The organism is Thermomonospora sp. CIF 1 (assembly GCF_001896795.1).
In the GTDB taxonomy this organism is placed as follows: domain Bacteria; phylum Actinomycetota; class Actinomycetes; order Streptosporangiales; family Streptosporangiaceae; genus Thermomonospora; species Thermomonospora curvata.
In genome coordinates this window covers 153,197-177,185 of sequence record NZ_MOYN02000015.1, presented here as the reverse complement: position 1 = coordinate 177,185, position 23,989 = coordinate 153,197, and the positions used below count along the sequence as shown (strand labels likewise).

General features: G+C 72.3%; 24 protein-coding genes. 14 read left to right on the top strand and 10 right to left on the bottom strand.

The genetic code is table 11. The annotated features are described in order from the left end of the window. Positions 1-653: 653 nt before the first annotated feature. The 5 genes from BUE48_RS08915 (at position 654) to BUE48_RS08895 (ending at position 4,621) form a co-directional block, all read left to right on the top strand. On the top strand, positions 654-2,306 hold the full coding sequence (locus BUE48_RS08915; protein WP_012852146.1) for a nitrite/sulfite reductase: 1,653 nt from the start codon (positions 654-656) through the stop codon (positions 2,304-2,306). Between the two features lie 60 nt (positions 2,307-2,366). Next, positions 2,367-2,546 (top strand): hypothetical protein, encoded by a 180-nt coding sequence (locus tag BUE48_RS08910; RefSeq protein ID WP_012852145.1) that lies wholly within the window; start codon positions 2,367-2,369, stop codon positions 2,544-2,546. Positions 2,547-2,677: 131 nt separating this feature from the next. Further along, the gene (locus BUE48_RS08905; RefSeq protein ID WP_012852144.1) at positions 2,678-3,403 is read left to right on the top strand and encodes a phosphoadenylyl-sulfate reductase; all 726 of its coding nucleotides are present in this window, start codon (positions 2,678-2,680) and stop codon (positions 3,401-3,403) included. Beyond that, on the top strand, positions 3,385-4,152 hold the full coding sequence (locus BUE48_RS08900; RefSeq protein WP_286989615.1) for a sirohydrochlorin chelatase: 768 nt from the start codon (positions 3,385-3,387) through the stop codon (positions 4,150-4,152). Before BUE48_RS08905 ends, BUE48_RS08900 begins: the two co-directional genes overlap by 19 nt. Before the next feature lie 220 nt (positions 4,153-4,372). Then, positions 4,373-4,621, top strand: a complete 249-nt coding sequence (locus BUE48_RS08895) for a hypothetical protein (protein WP_012852142.1) — start codon at positions 4,373-4,375, stop codon at positions 4,619-4,621. Positions 4,622-4,630: 9 nt separating this feature from the next. Here the strand turns inward: BUE48_RS08895 and BUE48_RS08890 are convergent, their stop codons facing one another. Next, positions 4,631-5,251 carry a DUF1707 SHOCT-like domain-containing protein gene (locus BUE48_RS08890; protein ID WP_012852141.1) on the bottom strand — a complete coding sequence of 207 codons (621 nt, stop codon included), beginning with the start codon at positions 5,249-5,251 and terminating at the stop codon, positions 4,631-4,633. 296 nt (positions 5,252-5,547) lie between these two features. Between BUE48_RS08890 and BUE48_RS08885 the strand changes: the two genes are divergently transcribed. The 6 genes from BUE48_RS08885 (at position 5,548) to BUE48_RS08860 (ending at position 11,178) form a co-directional block, all read left to right on the top strand. After that, positions 5,548-7,179, top strand: coding sequence for an isovaleryl-CoA dehydrogenase (locus tag BUE48_RS08885; protein ID WP_012852140.1), 1,632 nt, complete (start codon positions 5,548-5,550; stop codon positions 7,177-7,179). Positions 7,180-7,258: 79 nt separating this feature from the next. After that, positions 7,259-8,740, top strand: a complete 1,482-nt coding sequence (locus BUE48_RS08880) for an amidase (RefSeq protein ID WP_012852139.1) — start codon at positions 7,259-7,261, stop codon at positions 8,738-8,740. 42 nt (positions 8,741-8,782) lie between these two features. Beyond that, a complete protein-coding gene (locus BUE48_RS08875; RefSeq protein WP_012852138.1) occupies positions 8,783-9,199 on the top strand; it encodes an acyl-CoA thioesterase in 417 nt (138 codons plus the stop codon). Between the two features lie 133 nt (positions 9,200-9,332). Then, positions 9,333-9,995 carry a maleylpyruvate isomerase family mycothiol-dependent enzyme gene (locus BUE48_RS08870; protein WP_012852137.1) on the top strand — a complete coding sequence of 221 codons (663 nt, stop codon included), beginning with the start codon at positions 9,333-9,335 and terminating at the stop codon, positions 9,993-9,995. Between the two features lie 4 nt (positions 9,996-9,999). Beyond that, complete coding sequence (locus BUE48_RS08865; RefSeq protein WP_286989614.1) at positions 10,000-10,635, top strand: TetR/AcrR family transcriptional regulator; 636 nt, start codon at positions 10,000-10,002, stop codon at positions 10,633-10,635. A 9-nt stretch (positions 10,636-10,644) separates the two neighbouring features. After that, a complete protein-coding gene (locus BUE48_RS08860) occupies positions 10,645-11,178 on the top strand; it encodes a DUF4262 domain-containing protein (RefSeq protein WP_012852135.1) in 534 nt (177 codons plus the stop codon). Positions 11,179-11,201: 23 nt separating this feature from the next. Here the strand turns inward: BUE48_RS08860 and BUE48_RS08855 are convergent, their stop codons facing one another. Beyond that, positions 11,202-11,858: a hypothetical protein gene (locus BUE48_RS08855; RefSeq protein ID WP_286989613.1), complete on the bottom strand. Its 657-nt coding sequence runs from the start codon at positions 11,856-11,858 to the stop codon at positions 11,202-11,204. Positions 11,859-12,196: 338 nt separating this feature from the next. Here BUE48_RS08855 and glgX point away from each other — a divergent pair, with 338 nt between their 5' ends. Then, positions 12,197-14,302: a glycogen debranching protein GlgX gene (gene glgX, locus BUE48_RS08850; protein WP_012852133.1), complete on the top strand. Its 2,106-nt coding sequence runs from the start codon at positions 12,197-12,199 to the stop codon at positions 14,300-14,302. Positions 14,303-14,378: 76 nt separating this feature from the next. Here glgX and BUE48_RS08845 read toward each other — a convergent pair whose 3' ends face one another. The 3 genes from BUE48_RS08845 to BUE48_RS08835 form a co-directional block, all read right to left on the bottom strand. Beyond that, positions 14,379-15,461 carry a peptidoglycan-binding domain-containing protein gene (locus BUE48_RS08845; protein WP_041439443.1) on the bottom strand — a complete coding sequence of 361 codons (1,083 nt, stop codon included), beginning with the start codon at positions 15,459-15,461 and terminating at the stop codon, positions 14,379-14,381. Between the two features lie 237 nt (positions 15,462-15,698). Then, complete coding sequence (locus BUE48_RS08840) at positions 15,699-16,496, bottom strand: hypothetical protein (RefSeq protein WP_286989612.1); 798 nt, start codon at positions 16,494-16,496, stop codon at positions 15,699-15,701. Next, positions 16,493-17,011: a SigE family RNA polymerase sigma factor gene (locus tag BUE48_RS08835; RefSeq protein WP_012852130.1), complete on the bottom strand. Its 519-nt coding sequence runs from the start codon at positions 17,009-17,011 to the stop codon at positions 16,493-16,495. Before BUE48_RS08835 ends, BUE48_RS08840 begins: the two co-directional genes overlap by 4 nt. Positions 17,012-17,087: 76 nt before the next feature. On the opposite strand from BUE48_RS08835, the gene BUE48_RS08830 reads away from it, so the two are divergent. Then, a complete protein-coding gene (locus BUE48_RS08830; protein WP_012852129.1) occupies positions 17,088-17,777 on the top strand; it encodes a pyrimidine reductase family protein in 690 nt (229 codons plus the stop codon). On the opposite strand, the gene BUE48_RS08825 is transcribed toward BUE48_RS08830, so the two are convergent. Next, the gene (locus BUE48_RS08825) at positions 17,759-18,481 is read right to left on the bottom strand and encodes a dihydrofolate reductase family protein (RefSeq protein WP_012852128.1); all 723 of its coding nucleotides are present in this window, start codon (positions 18,479-18,481) and stop codon (positions 17,759-17,761) included. The genes BUE48_RS08830 and BUE48_RS08825 overlap by 19 nt on opposite strands. 90 nt (positions 18,482-18,571) lie before the next feature. Further along, the gene (locus BUE48_RS08820; RefSeq protein WP_286989611.1) at positions 18,572-20,239 is read right to left on the bottom strand and encodes an alkaline phosphatase D family protein; all 1,668 of its coding nucleotides are present in this window, start codon (positions 20,237-20,239) and stop codon (positions 18,572-18,574) included. 406 nt (positions 20,240-20,645) lie between these two features. Here BUE48_RS08820 and msrB point away from each other — a divergent pair, with 406 nt between their 5' ends. Beyond that, positions 20,646-21,053: a peptide-methionine (R)-S-oxide reductase MsrB gene (gene msrB / locus BUE48_RS08815; RefSeq protein ID WP_012852126.1), complete on the top strand. Its 408-nt coding sequence runs from the start codon at positions 20,646-20,648 to the stop codon at positions 21,051-21,053. A 7-nt stretch (positions 21,054-21,060) separates the two neighbouring features. Here the strand turns inward: msrB and BUE48_RS08810 are convergent, their stop codons facing one another. From BUE48_RS08810 to hemG, 3 genes are all read right to left on the bottom strand, one after another. After that, positions 21,061-21,591, bottom strand: a complete 531-nt coding sequence (locus BUE48_RS08810) for a hypothetical protein (RefSeq protein WP_041439441.1) — start codon at positions 21,589-21,591, stop codon at positions 21,061-21,063. Positions 21,592-21,748: 157 nt separating this feature from the next. Then, positions 21,749-22,465 carry a hydrogen peroxide-dependent heme synthase gene (gene hemQ, locus BUE48_RS08805; RefSeq protein ID WP_286989610.1) on the bottom strand — a complete coding sequence of 239 codons (717 nt, stop codon included), beginning with the start codon at positions 22,463-22,465 and terminating at the stop codon, positions 21,749-21,751. Next, positions 22,422-23,903, bottom strand: a complete 1,482-nt coding sequence (gene hemG, locus BUE48_RS08800; protein WP_286989666.1) for a protoporphyrinogen oxidase — start codon at positions 23,901-23,903, stop codon at positions 22,422-22,424. The genes hemQ and hemG overlap by 44 nt, the downstream gene beginning before the upstream one ends. Positions 23,904-23,989: the final 86 nt, after the last annotated feature.

Sequence of the window (23,989 nt, the reverse complement as noted above, 5' to 3'; positions counted from 1 at the left end):
GGTGTCAGCCGTCCACCGGGTGAGAGATCCGTCATGCCGCCGCTCATGCCGGCTATGACGCTCCGCGGCGGCGAAACGACGGAGATCACCGGGGCCTGGGCGGCGCGTCCCGCCCGTGGGGGCCCGCGCCGGGGGCGAGACGGCGGGGCATGGTGCGAAGCACTCCCCGGAGTGGGTGAAAATGATGCCGTGATCTGCCATTCCTGTCGGGAGCGACGCCACGAGGAGTGCCGTGGCGGTTCGTGGTGCGACTGCCAGCACCAGACGCGCCCGGCCATCCGCGGTCGGCGCGAGATGGACCAGAACGCAGGTCAGGGCCGGTCTTCAGGGAGCGAACCGCCGGTGAACTGGGTCAGGCAGGGTTGACCGATGTCACTCGTCCACATGGTGGACGAAACTGGACAGCCCTTGAGACGGCATGTCAGAGTCGGAGTATGACTGCTGCGAACCCGACGCTGGTGAAGCGCCGGCACGTTGACTTTCTGCGGGTACGCAGCGCTATCTGTCGGTGACGCTCGACCACGCCCATGCAGTTCCCATCGCGTGGTGCGCCGGCGTCACCCTTGACTCGCACCGCTCACCGTCGAGCCGGCGGTTAAGCCTGCCGGTGTGCCGCGCGTCGCCCCTTCCCGATCTAGGAGCAGGACGCGACCGTGCCACCCAGTGTGAGGCGCAAGCGAGGCGAGGGCCAGTGGGCCCTGGGCTATCGCGAGCCGTTGAACAAGAACGAAGAGACCAAGAAGAACGATGACGGCCTGAACGTCCGCCGGCGGATCATCGACATCTACTCCAAGACCGGCTTCGACTCCATCGACCCGGCCGACCTGCGCGGCCGGTTCCGCTGGTACGGCCTGTACACCCAGCGCCGGCCCGGCATCGACGGCGGCAAGACCGGTGCGCTGCCGGACGAGGAGCTCGACGACCGCTACTTCATGCTGCGGATCCGCATCGACGGCGGCCAGCTCGACACCCGCCAGCTGCGCGTCATCGCCGACATCTCCAACCGGTACGGCCGCGGCACCGCCGACGTCACCGACCGGCAGAACATCCAGCTGCACTGGGTGGAGATCGAAAACGTCCCGGCGATCTGGGAGGCGCTGGAGGCGGTCGGGCTGACCACCACCGAGGCCTGCGGCGACACCCCCCGGGTGATCATCGGCTGCCCGCTGGCCGGGATCGCCGCCGATGAGGTGATCGACGCCACGCCGCAGATCCGCGACGTGCGCGACCGCTACATCGGCAGCCCGGAGTTCTCCAACCTGCCGCGCAAGTTCAAAAGCGCCATCTCCGGCTGCAGCTCCCAGTGCACCGTGCCGGAGATCAACGACGTGGCGTTCGTCGGCGTGGTCAACGACGCCGGGGAGGCCGGCTACCAGCTGCTGGTGGGCGGCGGGCTGTCCACCAACCCGATGTTCGCCCAGAGCCTGGGCGTGTTCGTGCGGCCCGAGCAGGTGCACGAGGTCTGGAAGGGCGTCACCTCGGTCTTCCGCGACTACGGCTACCGGCGGCTGCGCAGCCGCGCCCGGCTGAAGTTCCTGGTCAAGGACTGGGGCGCCGAGAAGTTCCGGCAGGTGCTGGAGCAGGAGTACCTGGGGTACGCCCTGCCGGACGGCCCCGAGCCGGCCGCGCCGCTCCCCCACCGCGACCACGTGGGGATCCACCGGCAAAAGGACGGCAACTACTACGTCGGGTTCGCGCCCAAGGTCGGCCGGCTCAACGGCGACCTGCTGAAGGTGATCGCCGACCTGGCCGACGAGTACGGCTCGGGCCGGGTGCGCACCACCGCCGAGCAGAAGATGGTCATCTTGGACGTGCCCGAGGCGCGCACCGAGGAGCTGGCCGCCGAGCTGGCCCGGCACGACCTGCAGGTCCGCCCGTCGGTGTTCCGGCGGCAGACGATGGCCTGCACCGGCATCGAGTACTGCAAGCTGGCGATCGTCGAGACCAAGCAGCGCGGCATGGACCTGATCGAGGAGCTGGAAAAGCGCCTCCCCGACTTCGACCAGCCGCTGTCGATCAACATCAACGGCTGCCCCAACGCCTGCGCCCGCATCCAGGTCGCCGACATCGGCCTCAAGGGCCAGCTGGTGGTGGATGAAAGCGGCGAGCAGGTGGAGGGCTTCCAGATCCACCTGGGCGGCCGGGTCGGCGCCTCCTTCGGGCGCAAGGTCCGCGGCCTGAAGACCACCGCCGACGGTCTGGCCGACTACGTCGAGCGGGTGGTGCGCAAATACGACGAGCAGCGCGCCGAGGGCGAGAGCTTCGCCGACTGGGTGCACCGGGCCGACGAGGCCGACCTGCAGTAGCGGCGCGTTCACCCACGAAGGCGGCAAAGCGATGCGAGCGATGAGACAGGGGAGGCGGCGATGAGCGAACGCGCGGCGCCGTTCTACTGCCCCTACTGCGGCGATGAGGACCTGGTCCCCTACGAGGGCGAGGGGACCTGGCACTGCCGTGCCTGCGCCCGCGCCTTCGGGTTGAAGTTCCTGGCGGTGGCGATGCCCGGCCCGGCCGCCCCGCCCACCGCAGACCGCGCCACCCGATGAGTTCCCACCGGCCTCACCGCCGTCAGGGCACGGCAGGCGGCACGGCCGCGAGAGGTCCGGCGGCTACGGCGCGGGCCGCCGGGCCTCTCGCGCACGACCCGATGACGAGCACCCTCGGGAGAGGAGTCCCCATGCCCCCCACGACCGTTGTGGCGACCTCGACCGACCGGCCGGCCCTCGACCTGCGCGACGTCGCCGACTCGGCGGCCCAGGCACTGGAGGGCGCCTCTGCACTGGAGATCGTCCGCTGGGCGGTGGCGACGTTCGGCGACCGCATCTGCCTGACCTCCTCCATGTCGGACGCGGCGCTGATCCACCTGGTCTCCAAGGTCAAGCCGGGCATCGACGTGTTGTTCGTCGACACCGGCTACCACTTCGCCGAGACCATAGGCACCCGCGACGCCGTCGAGGCGGTCTACCCGGTCAACGTCATCAACGTGACCCCCACCCGCACGGTCGCCGAGCAGGAGGCCGCGCTCGGGCCGCGGCTGTATGGGCGCAACCCGGACCTGTGCTGCCATCTGCGCAAGGTCGAGCCGCTGAGCCGGGCGCTGGAGGGCTACATGGCCTGGTTCAGCGGGATCCGCCGGGAGGAGACCCCCAGCCGCCGCGACCGCAAGGTCGTCGAATGGGACGGCCGGCGCGGCATGGTCAAGGTCAACCCGATTCTCAACTGGACGCAGCAGGAGATGGACGACTACATCGCCGACAACGGGGTGCTGGTCAACCCGCTGCACTACGACGGCTACCCGTCCATCGGCTGCGCCCCGTGCACCCGCCCGGTGGCGCCGGGCGAAGATCCGCGCAGCGGCCGGTGGGCCGGGTTGGGCAAGACCGAATGCGGCATTCACCTTTGATCCGCACCGGCCGGCCGGTGCCGCTGGTGGCGGTGGCGCACGGCAGCAGGGACCCGCGGAGTGCGCTGACCGTGGCGCGGCTGCTGGCGGCGGTCCGCCGCCGGCGGCCGGGCCTGCCGGTGCTGGCCTCCTATCTCGACCACGCCCCGCCCTCCCCCGACCGGGTGCTGCGGGGCCTGCAGGAGGACGCGGCGGTGGTGCTGCCGCTGCTGCTGACGGCGGCCTACCACAGCAAGATCGACATTCCCGGGGTGCTGGCGGGGGTGCGCACCGCCCGGCCCCGGCTGCACATGCGGCTGGCCGGCACGCTGGGACCGCATCCGCTGCTGATCGCCGCGCTGGAGCGGCGCCTGGCCGAGGCCGGGGTGCCGATCGGCGACCCGGACACCGCGGTGGTGCTGGTGGCGGCCGGCTCCAGCGACCCGGCGGCCAACGCCACCGTGGCGGGCCTGGCCCACGGCTGGCGGGCGGCCGGCTGGTGGAACGTGGTCCCGGCGTTCGCCTCGGCGGCCCGCCCCCTGCCGGCCGACGCGGTGGCCTCGCTGCTGGCCGCCGGTGCGCCCCGGGTGGCGGTGGCCTCCTACTTCCTGGCCCCCGGCCACTTCGCCGACAAGGTCCGCGCCGAGTCGCTGGCCGCCGGCGCCGCCGTGGTCTCCGATGTGCTGGGCGATGCGCCCGAGCTGGCCGAGGTGGTGCTGCACCGCTACGACGAGTGCCTGGCCGGCGCCGGGGAGGCCGCGGCGGTCTGACCGCGGCGGCGGATTGCGCCGTGGCGATCGGGGTAGGCGATCTGGCGTGGCCGGCGCGAACGCGCACCCGACCCGGCAGGCGTGCCTTCGCCGCGGCCGGGGAAGGGTCCCCGCCGGGGAGGGCCGCCGGCCCGCGCGCATGCGGCCGGTGGGCAACGGAGCGTGGTCGCGGTGAAGGAGGTTCGTTGATCCCGTTGGTCGCCGGGAAGGGGCCCGGCCGGTGATCCGCTCGGCCGGCACCGATGCGGTGGAGGAGCTGCTGCGGCTGAGCCAGGCCACCGCCGATGAGGATCCGCTCAAGGCGCTGGCCGCGGCCAACGCGCTGCGCCGCCGGGCCGAGCGCCTGGAGGCCGTCCAGGTGCGGCGGGCCCGTGCCCACGGGCTGCCGTGGACCCGCATCGCCGAGGCGCTCGGGGTCTCCAAGCAAGCCGTCCACAAAAAGTACGGCGGCCGGCGCGGGGAACGGTGAGCGGCGCCCTCACCAGTCGCGCACGGAGCGGCCGGCCGCGGCGTCGTGCTCGCCGTCGACGATCTCGATGTCGCCCAGCACGCAGTGGGCGCACACCCGCACCACCGGGGCGGCCCGGCCGGCCGCGGGCCGGCGCAGGCTCACCCGGCGGTCGCCCAGCACCGCATAGCCGCTCATCTGCACCTGCACCCCGTCCGGCACGACGACCTTGATGTCGCCCAGCACCGCCACGGCCGCGATGGCGACCTCGCCGCGCGGCACCTGGGCGTCCCGCAGGTCGAGCACGATGTCGCCCAGCACCGACAGCAGGTTCAGCTCCTCTTCGATACGGCCGACGATGTGCTCGCGCACATCGCCCAGCACGGCGGTGAAGCGGCGGCTGACCAGGCTGGGGGCGGGTTCGGCGCCGGGGGCGCCCACCCCCGGCAGGTCCTCGACGACCTTCTCCAGCTCCCCGCGGGTGACGGCGGCGTAGGCGGCGGCGGTGCGCTCGGTCAGCTCGGCGAACGTCAGCCGTCCCTCCACCGAGGCGATCCGCAGCCGTTCCACGACGGCCTCCCGCTCGGCGTCCGAGGCGCGCACCGAACCCGGCGGGAGCGGACGCCGCGGATGCGGGGTGAGGTGTTCCATGCCTATGACGTTACGGCCCGCACCGGCGCCGGCCCTCCGACCCGCGGACGAGATCACCCCTCCATGAGGAGGACCCGCCGGGCCTTTTCCGGCACGTGGTCCACGGCACCGGGGACGGGAGCCCTTGCGTTCTCCATGCCGCGACGTTGCAGATCACGGCAGCGTCCCGGCCGCGCGGCCCTCGCATGCGACCTGCGGAGACGGCGTGGTGAAAAAGGTTCACCGGCCATGGGATTTTCGAATGTCGTTCTGTACAGTGGCGGGGCAGCGAGCAAGCCGTCCAGGGAGCAGCAGCCATGGCCACGACGCATGAAGTGTTCAACCAGGCCCCTCCGCTGGAGGACTACGACCTCGCCGACGACCCCGCGCTGCTGGAGGGGCTGGAGCGCGAGGGCGCCGGCTGGGCGTCCGCCGAAGTGCACGAGCTGGGCCGGCTGGCCGGCACCCGCCGGGCCCAGGAGTGGGGGCGGCTGGCCAACGAGTACCCGCCGGTCCTGCGCACGCACGACCGCTACGGCCACCGCATCGACGAGGTGGAGTACCACCCGGCCTGGCATGAGCTGATGACCGTGGCCGTCACCCACGGCCTGCACGCCGCCCCTTGGGCCGACTCACGCGAAGGCGCGCACGTGGCGCGGGCCGCCAAGTTCTACGTCTGGCGGGTGGACGCCGGTCACGGCTGCCCGATCTCCATGACCTACTCGGTCGTCCCCGCGCTGCGGCACAACCCCGAGCTGGCCGCCCAGTACGAGCCGCTGCTCGTCCAGCGCACCTACGACTTCGGGCTGCGTCCCCCGCTGACCAAGGCCGCGCTGCTGGCGGGCATGTCGATGACCGAAAAGCAGGGCGGCTCGGACGTGCGCGCCAACACCACCACCGCCACGCCCCAGCCGGACGGCTCCTACCGGCTGGTCGGGCACAAGTGGTTCACCAGCGCCCCGATGTGCGACATCTTCCTGGTGCTGGCCCAGGCGCCGGGCGGGCTGACCTGCTTTTTGCTGCCGCGGGTGCTGCCGGACGGCTCGCTCAACCCGATGCGGATCATGCGGCTGAAGGACAAGCTGGGCAACCGCTCCAACGCCTCTTCGGAGATCGAGTACGAGGACGCGGTGGCCTGGCGGGTCGGCGAGGAGGGCCGGGGCGTGCGGACCATCATCGAGATGGTCAACTCCACCCGGCTGGACTGCCTGATCGGCGCGGCGGCCGGCATGCGCCAGGGGGTGACCGTCGCCGCCCACCACGCCGCCCACCGCAAGGCGTTCGGCGCCTACCTGATCGACCAGCCGCTGATGCGCAACGTGCTGGCCGACCTGGCGGTGGAGTCGGAGGCCGCCACCACGCTGATGATGCGGCTGGCCGGGGCCGCCGACCGGGCCATCCGCGGGGACGCCGCCGAGGCGGCCTTCAAGCGGCTGGCGCTGGCGGTGGGCAAGTACTGGGTGACCAAGCGCTGGCCGGCGCACGCCGCCGAGGCGCTGGAGTGCCTGGGCGGCAACGGGTACGCCGAGGAGTCGGGCATGCCGCGGCTGTTCCGCGAGTCCCCGCTGAACTCCATCTGGGAGGGCTCGGGCAACGTCGCCGCGCTGGACGCGCTGCGGGCCATGGCCAAACAGCCGCAGTGCCTGGAGGCGTTCTTCGCCGAGGTCGAGCAGGCCGCGGGCGCCGACCGCCACCTGGATGCGGCGATCCGCCGGGCCAAGGACAGCCTCACCGACACCGCCACCCTGGAGCTGCGCACCCGGCGCGTCGCCGAGCTGCTGACGCTGGTGCTGCAGGCGTCCCTGCTGGTCAGGTACGGCCACCCGGCCGTCGCCGACGCCTTTTGCGTCTCCCGCCTGGGCGGCGACTGGGGCGGGGCCTTCGGCACGTTGCCGGCCGGGCTGGATCTGGGCCCGATCATCGAGCGGGCGACCCCGAAGGCGGGCTGACCGCCTGCAGATCGCGGCCGGCCCGCCTGCGCGGTGCGGCAAAGATTCCGAGCCAACCCCTCAGTTTCCGGTGGTGGTCATGGAGTACGGCGAATACCGCAAGTTCGACGCCGTGGGTCTGGCGGAGCTGGTGGCGCGCGGGGAGGTGACGCCCGGCGAGCTGCTGGAGACGGCGATCGCCCGCGCCGAGCAGGTGGACGGGCGGGTGAACGCCATCGTCCGCCCGATGCACGAGCAGGCCCGCGCCCGGGCGGCCACTCCGCTGTCCGGCCCGCTGGCCGGGGTGCCGTTCCTGGTCAAGGACCTCAACCAGGACTACGCCGGCGTGCCGACCGGCTGCGGCTCCCGCGCGCTGCGCGATGTGCCCGCGCCCCACCACAGCGAGGTCGTGCGACGCTGGCTGAACGCCGGGCTGGTCATCTTCGGCCGCACCAACACCCCCGAGTTCGGCACCACCGCGGTCACCGAGCCGGAGGTCAACGGCCCCACCCGCAACCCCTGGAACCTCGACCACACCCCCGGCGGCTCCTCCGGCGGCTCGGCGGCGGCGGTCGCGGCGGGCATCGTCCCGGTGGCGGGGGCCAGCGACGGCGGCGGCTCCATCCGCATCCCGGCGGCCTGCTGCGGGCTGGTCGGGCTCAAACCCGGCCGCGGCCTGGTGCCCGCCGGCCCCGACTACGCCGAGTACCTGCACGGCGCGGCCACCGACGGGGTCATCTCCCGCACGGTCCGCGACACCGCGGTGATGCTGGACGTGCTGACCGCCGAGGTCGACCCGGGCGGCCCCTATGCGGTGCGCCGCCCGGAGACCTCCTACCTGGAGCTGTCGCGCCGTCCGCCCAAGCCGCTGCGCATCGGCTACACCACCGAATCGCCGATCGGGACGCCGGTGGACCCGCAGGCGGTCGCCGCGGTCGAGACCGCCGTCACCATGCTCACCGAGCTGGGTCACCGCGTGGAGCCCGCCGCGCCGGCCGTGGACGGGCGCAAACTGGCCGAGGACTTCCTGACCATGTGGTGCGCGCAGGTCGCCGCCACCATCGATGAGATCCGCCGCCGGACGGGGGCGCCGGCCCGGCACTTCGAGCTGGACAACCGGCTGCTGGCCGCCGCGGCCCGTTCGGTGAAGGCCGCCGACTACCTGCTCGCCCACCACCGCTGGAACGAGCACACCCGCGCCCTGGCGGCCTTCCACGAAGAGTACGACCTGCTGCTCACCCCGACGCTGGCCGGCCCGCCGGTGCGCATCGGCGCCCTGGCCACCCCGCCGCTGCTGCGGCTGCTGGGCCGGGCGCTGCTCCTGCTCGGGCTGACCGGCACGCTGTCGAAGACCAAGCAGTGGAAGGACACCATCACCGCCAACCTGGCGCCGGTGCCCTTCACCCAGCTGGCCAACATCACCGGCCGCCCGGCGATCTCGCTGCCGCTGTACCGGACCCCCGACGGCCTGCCGCTGGGCGTGCAGTTCGTGGCGGGCCTGGGCGGGGAGGGGCTGCTGCTGTCGCTGGCCACTCAGCTCGAAGAGGCCCACCCGTGGGCCGACGCCGAGCCGCCGCTGTGACCGCCGCGGACGCCGATCGGCGCGCTTTTTAGACTCTGGCGAGTGACCTTCGCTGTGCGCATCGGCGTCCGCGGCTATGAGCTGGACGTCCAAGGACATCTCAACCAGGCCGTCTACCTGCAGTACGCCGAGCACGCCCGGTGGGAGTGCCTCAGGGCGGCCGGGATCCTGCCCGACACGCTGGTGGCCGCCGGGGTCGGGCCGGTGGTCCTGGAGACCGTCATCAAGTACCTGCGGGAGCTGCGCGGCGGGGATGAGGCCGAGGTGACCTGCGCGTTCGTGTGGGGCGAGGGCAAGACCTGGCGGGTGGAGCAGCAGGTGCGCAAGCTCGACGGCACGGTGGCGGCGACCGTGAGCAGCGTCTGCGGCCTGCTCGACCTGGCCGAGCGCCGCCTGGTGCCCTCCCCCGCCGAGCGGCTGCGCGCCCTGGCCGGCGCCCCCGCGCCGCTGGGTCTGTGATCCGTCTTCGAGGGCCGTCCCTGCGGTCTTTCCGGAAGTGACCGAACCGCTCCGGGAGAGGCTTCGCGCGCCCTATACATACAGACTGCATGTATGTATGGTGGAAACCCCCGCGACGAAGGGATCACCCGCGATGAACTCGAACGACCCGACCCCCGCCGACCTGGTTCAGGGACTGGCCGAGGAGTACGCGGCCTTCGCCGACCTGATCGAGCCGCTGAGCGAGGCCGAGTGGAGCGCCCCCACCCGCTGCACCGGCTGGGAGGTCCGCGACGTGGCCGGGCACGTGACGCTCGGCGCCGTCGAATCCCTGGACGGCACGATCGGCGAACGCAGCCCCGACGAGCAGGCCAAGGCGCTGCGCGGCTCCTCCCCCGCCGAGGTCGCCGGCCTGCTGCGCGGCGCGGCGCCCCGCCTGATCCGGTTCCTGAGCGGGCTGGACGAGCAGGCGTGGCGCTCCCCCAGCCCGGTCCCCGGCCGCACGATCTTCAACGGGGTGCTCACCCTGTGGTACGACGCCTTCGTCCACACCGACGACGTCCTGGTGGCGCTGGGCAGGCCCCGCAGGCGCGGCGCGGGACTGGCCGCCGCCGTCGCCTGGCTGCGGCAAGAGCTGCACCGGCTGGGGCGCGGCCCGCTGCGGCTGGAGCTGGACGGCCTGCCGTCCCAGCAGATCGGCACCGGCGGCCCGGTGATCGCCGCCGACCCGATGGACTTCGTGATGGCCGCCTCCGGCCGCAGCGACCCGGCCGCCATCGGCGCGGACCGGACGCTGAACGTGCATCTCCTACCATGACCCCATGAACCGCAAGGTGGAACAGGGCGACGCGACACGGGCACAACTGATCGCCGCAGGGGTCGCCCTGTTCACCGAACGCGGCTTCGCCGGGACCTCCACCACCGAGATCGTCCGCCGCGCCGGCGTCACCCGCGGCGCCCTCTACCACCACTTCGCCGACAAAGAGGACCTCTTCGAAGCCGTCTACCAGGAGGTGGAAAAGGAGGTCTTCGCGCGCTGCGCCGCCGCCTCGGCCGGCGCCGCCGACACCGCCTCGGCGCTCGTCGCCGGCCTCCACGCCTTCCTGGACGCCTGCCTGGAACCGAAGGTGCGGCAGATCATGCTGCGCGACGGGCCGGCCGTGCTGGGCTGGGAGCGGTCGCTGAGCTTTGAGGACCCGCACTGCGCGCGCCGGCTGCTGCGCAGGGCGCTGCACGCCGCCGCGGCGGAGGGTCTGCTGCCGGCCGAGCACGCCGACCCGCTCACCCACGCCCTGTTCGGTGCGGTCTTCCAGGCCGGCTATGCCATCTGCGTCGCCGCCGACCCGGCGGCCGAGCGGGACCGCGCGGGCAAGGCGCTCGGCGACCTGGTCTCGGCCCTGCTGTCCCCGCTCCGCTGCAGGCGAACCGGCCCGCATGAGGACGATCACACCGCTTAAGCTCTGGCCATGGGGTCCGTCTGCCGGTGCATCATCTGCCACGACTACGGCGACCGCGACCGGCTGGGCAAGTTCGAACTGCGCACCATCGTCCACGTCAAGCAGTACGGCTGGAGCGTCATCCTCACCTCCCCCCGGGAAAACCGCCCGGGCTGGGCCTTCACCGCCGGCCTGTGGCACACACTCCGCTCCCCCGAGCTGGTGGTCTTCGGGCTGGAGCCCTATGACATGCAGACCATCGTCAACAACCTCGGCGACCGCGCCGCCGCCGGTCACCCCCTGGTGGCCGGGCAGGAGCGCCGGGACGCCACCGATCGTCACCCGGTCGTGCTGCGCCCGGTGCACACCCACTGGTACGAGCGTCTGCTGAGCGAGGCCCTGCGCTTCTACCGCCACCCGCCGCTGCCCTTCCTGCAGGCGGTGTGGCCCGATGCGGCCGGCCGCTACCCCTGGCAGGCGGGCAGCGACCCCGCCCTCGGCCGATACCAGCCGTCCCTGTGGCTCTCCCCCGAATCCCATCCCCCCGGCATCTGGACGAGCTGAGCGCCCCCTCCCCCCATGCGCGTTCAGCGCCGCCAGCGCGGCTGCCCCGGTCCCTTGCAGGTGTAGATGCGCCCGTTGTAGATGCCGGTCGCTCCCGGTGGCGAGCAGAACGCCCCGGGCCGGACGGTGCGGAGGGCCGGACGGTTCTCCGGCCGGTTCTCCGGCCGGGGCGCCGGACGCCGGGTGGTCTTGGCGGGCGTGGGCCGCTCGGGCACCGGGGAGGCGGTGACGTCCGGCAGGTTCACCCTGCACCAGACCCCGGCCCGTCTGGCGAACGTGCCGTCCGTCCGGCCCGCCAGGACCGCGACCTCCGGGTGGCGGGACAGGGACGCGGCGTCCATCGCCTTGTCCAGCGCGGTCTCGGCCTTGCCGGTCCATCCGGCGCGGCGCAGCGCCCCGGCCCGGACGGTGTAGGCGCACATGAGGCGGGCGGCCCGATCCGCGGTGGGGGCGGGCACGGGAGTGGCGGCAGGGGTGACGGTGGGCGTGACGGCGGAGGCGGTGGCCGCCGGGGTGGCGGCGGCCCGGTCGGTCGAGGTGGGCGAGGGCTGGGGATCGACCGCGTTGAGGACGGCTCCGCAGGCGACGAGCAGGACCAGCATGCCCAGGCATCCCAGGCAGCCCAGGCCGGTGACCTTCTTGGGGTCGGGGGTGGGGCGTGGTCGGGACGGTGGATACATGGCCGTACTCCTGGGGTCGCTGATGTGATCTGCCACACATGGGACGCTGTGAAAGCACAGCCGGTTGCCCATTGCCGCACGCCCCATCCCGGCGCTTTTTCGAAGCGGACTTCATCGGCGACGGACGCCTTCCGCCCGAGAAGATCGAAAAACGCGAGTCACATGTGACCCAGGAGTTTCCCGGGGAGCCAGAGAGAGAAGAAAAGCAACTTAAGCGCGGTTTAGGCGGATTTCCCTACCGTGCGGTAAACAGGTGTGTTCCCGCACACCGGCCATGAGCGCCGGCCGGGTAGGGAACAATCGGGGGCTGTTGCCAGGTGAGCCGAGGAGAGGACAGCATGCCGGAGGTGTGGCCGGGCGAGGCTTATCCGCTGGGCGCCTCCTGGGACGGGACGGGCACCAACTTCGCGTTGTTCTCCGAAGTGGCCTCGCGGGTGGAGCTGTGCCTGTTCGACGAGGACGGCGTTGAGACGCGGGTGGACCTGCCCGAGACCGACGGGTTCGTCTGGCACGGCTACCTGCCGGGCATAGGACCGGGACAGCGGTACGGGTACCGGGTGCACGGCCCCTACGACCCGCGCAACGGGCACCGCTGCAACCCCTCCAAGCTGCTGCTGGACCCCTACGCCAAGGCGATCGAGGGGCAGGTGCGCTGGCACGAGTCGCTGTTCTCCTACCGGCTGGACGACCCGGACGCCCTCAACACCGACGACAGCGCGCCCTACATGCCCAAGAACGTGGTGATCAACCCGTTCTTCGACTGGGGGGACGACCGGCCGCCCAAGATCCCCTACCACGAGACGGTGATCTATGAGGCCCACGTCAAGGGCCTGACGATGCGGCACCCGGCGATCCCCAAGGAGCTGCGGGGCACGTACGCGGGGCTGGCCCACCCGGCGATGATCGACCATCTGCTGGACCTGGGCGTCACGGCCGTGGAGCTGATGCCCGTCCACCAGAACGTCCCCGAGCACGCGCTGGTGGCGCGGGGGCTGACCAACTACTGGGGCTACAACACCATCGGGTTTTTGGCCCCGCACAACGCCTACAGCTCCTCCGGGCAGCTCGGCGAGCAGGTGCTGGAGTTCAAGGCGATGGTGCGGTCCCTGCACAAGGCGGGGATCGAGGTCATCTTGGACGTGGTCTACAACCACACCGCCGAAGGCGACCACCTGGGGCCGACGCTGTGCTTCCGCGGCATCGACAACGCCGCCTACTACCGGCTGCGCGATGACGACAAGCGCTACCACCTGGACTACACCGGCTGCGGCAACTCCCTGAACGTGCGGCACCCGCACGCCCTGCAGCTCATCATGGACTCGCTGCGGTACTGGGTGCTGGAGATGCACGTGGACGGGTTCCGCTTCGACCTGGCCTCGGCGCTGGCCCGCGAGCTGCACGATGTGGACCGCCTGGCGGCCTTCTTCGACCTGGTGCAACAAGACCCGGTGGTCTCCCAGGTGAAGCTGATCGCCGAGCCGTGGGACGTGGGCGAGGGCGGCTACCAGGTCGGCAACTTCCCGCCGCTGTGGACCGAGTGGAACGGCAAGTACCGGGACACGGTGCGGGACTTTTGGCGCGGCGGGTATGCGGCGATGCCGGAGTTCGCCTCCCGGCTGACCGGCTCCTCGGACCTGTACGCCCACGGCAACCGCCGTCCCATCGCCTCGATCAACTTCGTGACCTGCCACGACGGGTTCACGCTGACCGACCTGGTGTCCTACAACCACAAGCACAACGAGGCCAACGGCGAGGACAACCGGGACGGCACCGACGACAACCGGTCCTGGAACTGCGGGTATGAGGGCCCCACCGACGACCCGGAGATCCTGCGGCTGCGCGCCCGGCAGCGGCGCAACTTCCTGGCCACGCTGTTCCTGTCGCAAGGGGTGCCGATGCTCTCCCACGGGGACGAGCTGGGCCGCACCCAACGCGGCAACAACAACGCCTACTGCCAGGACAACGAGGTCTCCTGGGTCGACTGGGACAACGCCGAAGAGGACCTGCTGGAGTTCGTCCGGACGCTGTCGCGGCTGCGGCGCGAGCACCCGGTGTTCCGGCGGCGGCGGTTCTTCCAGGGCCGCGGCGGCCACGGCGAGCTCGGCGACATCGCCTGGCTGACCCCGGCGGGCACCGAGATGACCGACTCCGACTGGCACGCCGGCTACGCCAAGTCGCTGGGGGTCTTCCTCAACGGCGACGCGATCACCGAGCCGGATCCGCGCGGCCGGCGGGTGCGCGACGACTCGTTCCTGCTGCTGATCAACGCCCACTCGCAAGGGGTGGAGTTCACCCTGCCCGGCCCGGAGTTCGGGGAGCGGTGGGAGCACCTGCTGGACACCGCCGACTTCCCGCCCGGCGGCGAGGAGGGCGTGCGCACGGCCAAGGCGGCCGATGTGATCGAGGTGGCGGGCCGTTCGATGATGGTGCTGCGCCGGCTGTGACCGGCCGGGACGCGCCCGGCCGGCCGCAAGGCGCCGGCCTCGTCCCCGCCGAGGGGACGGGGCCGCAGCCGGCGGATCAGCAGTCCTTCAGGCGTCCGCCGCTGTAGCCGTAGCTGATGCCCGTGTCGCCGTAGTAGTAGAAGCCGCCGCCGCTGCGTTCGAAGGTCAGGATGTACTTGGTGCCCACATAGTTGACCACGTGGTCGGCGATCATGCTGAACTTGTTGTCCATGCGGTCGCGGGTGTTGGGACCGACGATCCCGTCGGCCGCCAGGCCGCGGGCGGCCTGCCAGGAGGCCACCGCCGAGGCGGTCTGGCTGCCGAACATGCAGTCGATCGACGAGCGGCTCATCCTGTTGTCGGCGTACAGGAAGTACTGGATCATCCCGGCGTAGTTGCCGCTCCAGTAGGTGCAGCCGTTGCACAGCGTGGCCTCATCGCCCAGGTCGTTGGTGGCGATGCCCACGCCGTCCACCCACTTGTTGCCGGTCCCCTGGGCGCCGACCCCGCCCTTGCCGGGGCCGGTGGCGTCGGCGCCGTTGTCGACCGGCGGCTTGGCCTTGGCCACCAGCGAGCGGACCTTCTTGGAGACCTTGGTGTCGTCCCGGGGCAGCGCCTGCGCCAGCCGCACCAGGTCGGCCCGGCTCACCCGGCCGCTGACGGAGATCTGGTAGTTGACGCCGCGCCGTTCGCTCCACGACAGGATGGTCAGCCCCGGTCCCGCGGCGTCGGCGGTGGTGGTCAGCAGGGCCTTGCGGGCGCCGGCGCCGGGGCGGCGCACCGTCGGCTCGGCCAGGATCCGACTTCCGGGCTGCTGCTGGGCGCGGGTGACCTCCCGCGCCGCGCCGACGCTGCGGGCCAGCAGGATCACCCGGCCCTTGCCGCGGAACGCGGCGAGCTCGACCCGGACCTTCAGGGAACGCCGCAGCGAGGAGGTGACGTTGTAGGTGAAGCGCTCACTGAGCGCATGGCCGGGCAGCGCCTTGGCGACGGCCCGTTTGGCCGCGGTGGTGAAATCCGGGGCCTGCACCCGCGGCGCCTGAAGATGCACCTGCCGCGCACCGGGCTGGGCCGCGGTGCTCTGCCGGGCCTGGGCCGGCGGTGTCATCAGCCCCAGCAGTGCCAGCGGAGCCGCCACGACGACCGCCGCACGTCGCAAGAGAGGCCTTGGACGCATCGCTCTCCCCTCCCCTGGGCGGTGCCCCCTCCCGCCAGGTGATCCTTTGACATCAACCTTTCAAGATCTAGAAGAAATCTACGGACTCAGACGGCGAGGGGAAGCCCTTGGGGCAAAGTTGTGCATTTTGTCATGCAAGGTGCACAGGATGTGCAAAACACATTCCTTGCTCCAGTCCGGCCGCCGGAGCAAGGAAACGTCGGGAGCAGACCGAGAAGATCAGGCGGTCACGCGCATACCGGAGATCACCTTGCGCAATTCGGCGGACGGCATCCGGAACGCCTGAACGATGACCAGCAGCCCCTCCTTGGGCTCCCAGTAGATCCGCGCCTCGTGCGCCCGCGAGCCCTTCACCGGCGCAACGGCCAGCGCCCGCCCCATGGGAACCCGATAGGGCTTCAGCAGCGCGCCGTCGCGCTCCTCCGCACCGCCGTAGGTGCCGAGCCCGTCACGGACCAGCGCCGCTCGGATGATCAGCACCTGTTGCGTCCCGTGCAGCCGTTCGTAACGGACGGCCCAGAGCAGCTCCTCCCCCGGGCCGGCGAACAGCCTCGCCGGTATACGCCTCACCTCGTCCCCGCGCAGCGGAACCCGGCGCCATCCCCGCGGCACGTACCCCACGTCGACCATGCGGCTTGGGGCGGGTTCGGCGGACGCGCTCACCACGACGCTGGGCGCGGCGCTGAAGGGGCCGTCGTGGCGGGGGGCGCCGGACCCCTGGGACAGCAGGGCGGGCACGATGGCCGCGCCGCCCACCACTCCCGCGCACGAGACCACGGTCACCCCGATCAGCAGGGCCGCATGGGCGCGGCCCCAGGGACGGCGCGCCCGGCTCCCGTGGATCACCCGCTGGGCCATCGCGCCCGGGAACACCAGGCCTTTGAGCTCTTCGTCGATGGACCGGCGGATCAGCTCCGGCAGCTCATCGCCCGCACCGGGATCCCGCCGCCAGGCCGGACCGCCCTCCCACGGATCATCGGGCTCGCGGCGACGGTGCGGATCGTGCCAATTGCTCATCGTCTCGTCCCCCGCGCGCTCTCGGTCCTGGCCAGCCGGGCCCGCAACTCCCGCATCGCCCGGTGCGCCTGGCTTTTGACCGTGCCCACCGAGGTGCCCATCAGGCGGGCGGTCTCGACCTCGGTGTAGCCGCCCCAGTAGCGCAACGCGATCACCATCCGCTGTCGCGGCGGCAGCGCGGCCAGCGCCTTGCGCACCACGTCCCGGGTGAGCAGATCATCGATGGGCAGGTAGGCCGAGTCCGCGGGCTGCTCCTCGTTCTCCAGGCCGAGCAGCTCCGGGTGCCGGCGGCGGCCCCGCCAGCCGTCGCGGACCGCGTTGATGATGCTGCGCCGCAGGTACCACTCGGGATCGCCGCGCCGCTTGACCCTGCCCCACCGCCCATACAGCCGTTCCAGCGCCCCTTGCAGCACGTCCTCGGCCTGGTCGCGGTCGCCGGTGAGGGCCACCGTGAAACGCAGCAGGTCCAGCCCACGCGTCTGAACGAACTGGGTGAATTCGGCATCGTCGTCCACGGTTCTCCTCTCCGGCACCATCTGGAACACGCTTCACGGGGCGAGATGGTTGCCTCGGTCGGCTAACCTGCGTTCGGTGCGCCCGCTGCCCACCGATCCGACCGAGCTTCAAAAGGCGTACGCCTATCCCCCCGAGGGGGTGTGGCTGCGCGCCAACATGATCGCCAGTCTCGACGGCGCCGCCTGGGTGGACGGCAGGTCCGGCGGGCTCGGCTCGCCCGGCGACCGGCGGCTGTTCGCCGCCCTGCGCGCCATGGCCGACGTGGTGATCGTCGGGGCCGGGACCGTCCGGGCCGAGGGGTACGGGCCGGTCAGGCCCGGGCCGCAGGGGCAGGCCCCGCCGCTGGCCATCGTCTCCCGCCGGCTCGACCTGGACCTGGACTCGCCGGTGTTCACCGAGCCGAAGGCACGAACCGTCCTGCTGACCGTACAGGCCGCCCCGCCCGAGCGGCTGCGGGCCGCCGAACGGGTCGCCGAGGTGATCATGGCCGGCGAGGACGGCATCGATTTCTCCCGGGCGGTCCGAGAGCTGGCGGCCCGCGGTCACCGCCGGCTGCTGTGCGAGGGCGGCCCGGCGGTCCTGGCCCGCGCCGCCGCCGATGGGGTGCTGGATGAGCTGTGCCTGACGCTGAGCCCGATGCTGGTCGCCGGGGATCCCTCCCGCATCCTGGCCGGGCCGCCGCTCCCCCGCCCCCTGCGGATGCGGCCGGCGAGCGTGTACGAGGAGGACGGTTTCCTTTTCTTGCGCTACCGGCGGGTGAGATAACGCAGGAACAACACGTCCTCTGCGGTGTAGACGGCGCTCAGGCGCAGCTCGACGCGGGCGTCCAGGTCGGCCAGCAGCCGGGTGTGGTGCCGCCCGCCGATCAAGGTGGGGGCCACGTTCAGGCACAGCTCGTCCACCAGCCCGGCCCGCAGCAGCGCGGCGGCCAGGTGCGGGCCGCCCTCGCACAACAGGTGCGCCAGCCCGTGCTCCTCGCGCAGCCGGTGCACCGCCTCGGCCAGATCCAGGCCCTCGCCGGTCTCGGCCACGGCGATCACCGGCACGTGCGCGGGCACCGCGGCGGCGGCGGAACGGGCGGTCACCACGAGCGTGGGGGTCTGGGCGGCGGTGAACAGCGGCAGCCGCCAGTCCAGCTCGGCCCGGCGGGTGACCACCACGATCGGCGCCGGCCCCCGCTTGCCGAGCGCGGCGCGCCGCGGGCGCAGGTCGTCGCGGAGCCGGGCGGGCCCCACCCGGCCGGTGCGGACGGTGGCGGCGCCGACCACGATGGCGTCGGCCAGCGCGCGCAGCGTCCGGAAGACCGCAAAGTCGGCGGCGCCGCCGAGGCCGTCGCTCCAGCCCTGCTCGTCGGTGACCGACCCGTCGGCGCTCAGCACCATCCCGACCCGCAGCCAGGGGCCGGTGACCCGCCCGTACTCCTCGAAGGGGTCGATGCGGGCGGCGGGCTCGGGCAGCAGGCGGCGCATGGCCGCCAGCGTATTGGCCGCTTCCGGCGCGCTCTGGGGCGGGTGCCCGAAGCCGCGGCCCGGCCCGCGGCTTCGGGCAGGGGGCGCAGATCAGGGCCGGACGGTCTCCTCGCGCACGGTCCGCCGCCCCAGATCCTGGGCCCGGGCGGCCGAGGCGCCCTCCACCGGGCGCAGGTAGGTCTGCTGCACGCCCGGCACCCGGTCCTCGATCACGAAGGTGGCCTTGGTGTGCACCGGGGCGCCCGGGGCGTGCACATAAGGCAGCACCTTGAAATGCGCCGTCAGCTTCTTCTTGGTGATCTTGGTCAGCACATAGCCGCGCTGGTTGTTGTAGAACCGCAGGTGCGGGTTGATCTGCAGGAACGGGTGGTCGGCGGGGTCGGAGTCGCCGCCGTCGCCGCCGCTGGTGATGGAGGTGCACACCAGCTCCGAGCCGACCGTCGGCGAGTCCGGGTCGTCGTAGTCGAGCTTGAGGTCGCCGGCCCAGTGGGCGTGCACGTCGCCGGTCAGCACCACCGGGTTGCGGACGCCGGCCTCCACCCAGCCCTTGGTGATGCGCTCGCGGGAGGCCACATAGCCGTCCCAGGCGTCCATGCTGGTCACCTTGAGCGGGCCGGCGTCGCTGTCGCGCTGGGCGAAGAAGACCTGCTGGCCGATGACGTCCCAGCGGGCCTTGGAGACGCGGAACCCCTTCAGCAGCCACTTCTCCTGCTCCGGGCCGGTGATGCTGCGCTCGGGGTCCGAGGCGGCCGGGCAGGCGCGGTAGCCGTCCCCGCAGGCCTGGTCGTCGCGGTACTGGCGGGTGTCGAGCATGTGGAAGGTGGCCAGCCGCCCCCACCGGATCCGCCGGTAGAGCTGCATGTCGATGCCGCGGGGCACAGAGGTGCGGCGCAGCGGCATGTTCTCGTAGTAGGCCCGGAAGGCGGCGGCGCGGCGCTCTGGGAAGTTCGGCTGGGGGATTTCCGGACGTTCGGGGGTCTCACCGGCCCAGTTGTTGTCCAGCTCGTGGTCGTCCCAGACCACCAGCCAGGGAGCGGCGGCGTGCGCGGCCTGCAGGTCGGGGTCGGTCTTGTACTGGGCGTGGCGCCGCCGGTAATCGGCGAGCGTCTCGGTCTCGGGGCCCTCGTGGTCGCGGGGGTTGCCGCCGGGGGCGACGTAGGTGTCCTTGCGGTACTCGTACTGGTAGTCGCCGAGGTGCAGCACCAGGTCAGGGTCTTCTTCGGCCAGACGGCGGTAAGCCGTGAAATAACCGTGCTCGTAGTTGGAACACGAGGCGAACGCCATCGTCAGGGCCGGGCCGAAGGTTCCCGGGCGCGGCGCGGTGCGGGTGCGCCCCACCGGGGAGATGTAACGCTCCACCCGGAAGCGGTACCAATAGTCGCGCCCCGGCTGCAGGCCGTTCAGCTCCACGTGGACGCTGTGCGCCGCCTCCGGCCGGGCCACCGCGGTGCCGCGCCGCACGATGTGGCGGAAGCGCTCGTCGGTGGCCACCTCCCAGCGAACGGGCAGCGTCCGGGAGGGCATGCCGCCCAGCCCGTCCTCGGCCAGCGGCTGCAAAGCCAGCCGGGTCCACAGCACGAACCCGTCGTGGTCGGGATCCCCGGAGGCGACGCCGAGGGTGAACGGGTCGGCGGGAAGGCTGCGGCTGCGGGGGGCGGCGTGGGCGGCGGCGCGCGACGGCACGGTGACCGCGCCCGCCACCAGCCCGGCGGTGACGAGGAAGGTCCGGCGGCTGGGTACGAGACGACCGTCGGGCATAGGCGACCTTTCGGATAGCTCGGACATCGACCGCCCGACAGCCTCACCGGCCGCGACGACCATCCCGTTCCCCTCAGGTGACGTCCGTTCCAACGGCGGTCGTCGCATCGCTTCCGGCAAGGCTCCCCGGGCACCGCGGTCAAGCTTGCCGACCGGCGTCCCAGGAGACCTCCAGCCTGGGCTCTAGGGCGGGTAAGGCGGGGTGCGCCGGCCGTTTTGGCTGATGGCGGCACATTTCGTACGGTGGAGAGAGGAGGTGCCGGGCTTTGGGGGGAGCGACCGGCACCTCCTCGTTTGCGGTCTTCTCTTCCTGCGGTCGGCGTTCCGTTCCCGCGCACCCGCCGGAGGCGCGCGTTCTTGGACGCCGCAAGGGCTGCCGAATGCGGCAGCGGGTACGGTCGAAGGCATGGAGAAGGTCCGAAGGAGCGAGGACGAGTGGCGTGCCCTGCTGACCCCCGAGGAGTACCACGTGCTCCGCGAGGGAGGCACCGAGCCGCCCTTCAGCGGGGAGTACAACGACACCAAGACGGTCGGTGTCTACCGCTGCCGGGCGTGCGGGGCGGAGCTGTTCCGCTCGGAGACCAAGTTCGAGTCCCACTGCGGTTGGCCGAGTTTTTACGCCCCGGCCGACTCCGACGCGGTGGTGCTGCTGGAGGACCGCTCGCACGGCATGGTGCGCACCGAGGTCCGCTGCGCCCGCTGCGACTCCCATCTCGGGCACGTCTTCCACGGCGAGGGCTACGGCACGCCGACCGATGACCGCTACTGCATCAACAGCGTCTCGCTGACCTTGGAGCCGGCCGAGCCGCAGTGACCCCGGCTCAGGGGGTCTTCCCGACCCGGCAGTCGTCGTCGGCGCTCTGCTTGTTGGCCAGCACGACGTGCCCGTTGTCGCTCTCCCCGGCGTGCACGAACACGACCGGTTCGAGCTCCCCGAGGTGCCGGCGCAGGTACTCGACCGTCCACTCGCACAGTGAGATCGCCGAGCGGGAGTTGGCGTCCCGTTCCTTCAGGTCGGTGTAGACCCGCAGGTAGGAGCCGCTGCGGCGGACGTCCTCCACATGCCGGGAGACCTTGCGCTCAGGGTCTTTGGCCTGCAGGAACGCCTTGGCGGCGGGCATTGGGCCAAGGTCGGGGGAGGAGGAGGGCGCGGGGGCGGGGGCGCGCTGGGCGGCGGCGTTCAGTCGCAGCCCGTCGGCCCGCTCCTGCCCGGCGCCCGCCGCCCATATCACCGTTCCCCCGGCCATCGCCATCACCAGCATCGAGGCCGTGGCGGCGCTGACCGCGACGACCTTGCGCCGGTTGCGTTCGCTGAGCACGGCCTCCAGCATGCGGTCGTACCGAGCGGCCAATGGAGAAGGTGGCTTTGCGTGTCTCCCACGTGTTCTTGCAGTCACGCAGCGTAACTCTACTGATCCGCGACCTCCCGCACAGCTCGACGTGACGTTTTCATTACTTAAAGAAGCAGATCGACTACGCCACGTCACTGCGATGGCCGGGGCCGGCTCGTCACGGCAGCGCCGCGACCAGTTCGGCGACCGGCTTGCGGCGCCCGGTGTAGAACGGGGTCTCCTCACGGACGTGCCGGCGGGCCTGCGAACCGCGCAGGTGCCGCATCAGGTCCACGATGCGGTGCAGCTCGTCGGCCTCGAAGGCCAGCATCCACTCGTAGTCGCCCAGCGCGAACGAGGCGACCGTGTTGGCCCGCACGTCCGGGAAGCCGCGCGCCATCTGCCCGTGCTCGGCGAGCATGGCGCGCCGCTCGGTGTCGGGCAGCAGGTACCACTCATAGGAGCGGACGAACGGGTAGACGCACACGTAGGCCCGCGGCTCCTCCCCGGCCAGGAACGCCGGGATGTGGCTCTTGTTGAACTCGGCGGGGCGGTGCAGCGCCACCTGCGACCAGACCGGCTCGCAGCACCGGCCCAGCGCGGTGCGGCGGAACCGGCTGTAGATCTCCTGCAGGTCGTCGGTGGTGGGCGCGTGCCACCAGAACATGAAGTCCGCATCGGCCCGAAAACCGCTGACGTCGTAGACGCCACGGGTGGTCACGTCCTTCCCGGCGGCCTGGGCCAGCAGCTCCTCGACCTCCCCGGCCGCCTCCTCGGGGCGCTCCAGCGACCGGCGCACCCGGAAGACCGACCACATGGTGTAGCGGATGACCTGGTTGAGGTCGCGCGCCTTAGCGCCGCGCGTCTTCGACGCTTCGGTGTTCTCGGTGGTCATGGTCCCTTCCTCCTCGGCTCTCCAGTTCCCGCAGCACCCGGCTCGCCGCCGCCCGCGCGGTGGCGATGCACGCCGGGATGCCCAGCCCGTCGTAGGCCGCGCCCGCCACCGCCAGCCCGGGCACGGCGGCCACCGCGGCGCGGATGCGGGCCACCCGGTCGGCGTGGCCCACCGCGTACTGCGGCAGCGCCCCGCCCCAGCGGGTGACGCGGCTGTCCACCGGCAGCCCGCCGACCCCGCACACCTGGGCCAGCTCGGCGATCGCAGCGGCCTTCAGCTCCTCGTCGGAGCGCTGCAGCAGGTGCTCTTCGCCGAAACGCCCGATGGAACAGCGCACCACCATCAGGTCCGGGGCCTGCTCGGCCAGCTGCGGCCACTTCACCGAGCTGAACGTCACCGCCTTGACCTGACGTCCCTCGACGGCGGGCACCAGGTACCCGCTGACCGTGGGCCGGCGCGGGAAGGCGGCCGCCGGGTAGACCAGGGTGACGATGGCCATGCTGGCGTACTCGATCCCGGCCAGCTCCCGGGCGGCCGCCGGGACCTCCTCGGCCAGCAGCCGCGCCGCCGGCTGCGCCGGGACGGCCAGCACCACCGCATCGGCGTCCAGCCGTTCGGGCTGATGGGCCGACCCGAAGGTCAGCCGCCAGGTGCCGTCCGGCTGCCGGGCCAGGTGCCGCACCATCGCCCGGGTGCGGATCCGGCAGTCGGTTCCCATCGAGTCGGCCAGCAGGGCGGGCAGGGCTCCGATCCCCTCCGGCAGCGAGGCGAACACCGGGCCGGCGCCTTTGGGCGCCGCGCCGTTGAGGCTGCGCACGGCGGCGATCAGCGAACGGTGGGTGCGCGCCGCGGCGGCGATCGGCGCCAGCGTGGCCTCCAGCGACAGCTCCTCGGCCCGCCCGGCGTACACGCCGCCCAGCAGCGGCTCGACCAGCCGGTCGACCACTTCCGGGCCCAGGCGCGCGCCGATGTAGCCGGCCACCGACACGTCCGAGCCCAGCGGGGTCTTCGGCAGCACCAAATCCAGGGCGGCGCGGGCCAGGGCGGCCGGGGACAGGATCCGCGAGGCCGCCAGCGCCCGCAGGTCGGCGGGCACGCCCATCATCTGGCCGCTGGGCAGGGGGCGCAGCGCGCCGCGGCTGTAGATGGCCGAGCCGCTCACCGCCGGGTGCACCTGCCGCTGCGCCACGCCCAGCTCGCGCAGCAGCTCCATGCCCTCGGGGCGGCGCGTCAGCAGCGACTCGGCGCCCTCGTCCACCGGCAGCCCGGCGACCCGGCTGACCCGCAGCTTGCCGCCGATCTGCGGGCCGCCCTCCAGCACGGTGACGCGCGCCCCGCCGTGGACCAGGAAACGGGCCGCGCTCAGCCCCGCGATCCCGCCGCCGACGACCACGACATGAGGCCGCGACGGCCCTTGCGTCCAGCCGGGGCGCTCCATGGCACGGCCCTCCCTCATCGTCCGTTCCCTCGTTCCCGGCCCGCGCCCTTACGGCCGCGCGGGCTTTTCCGAGCGGCCTGCGGGTT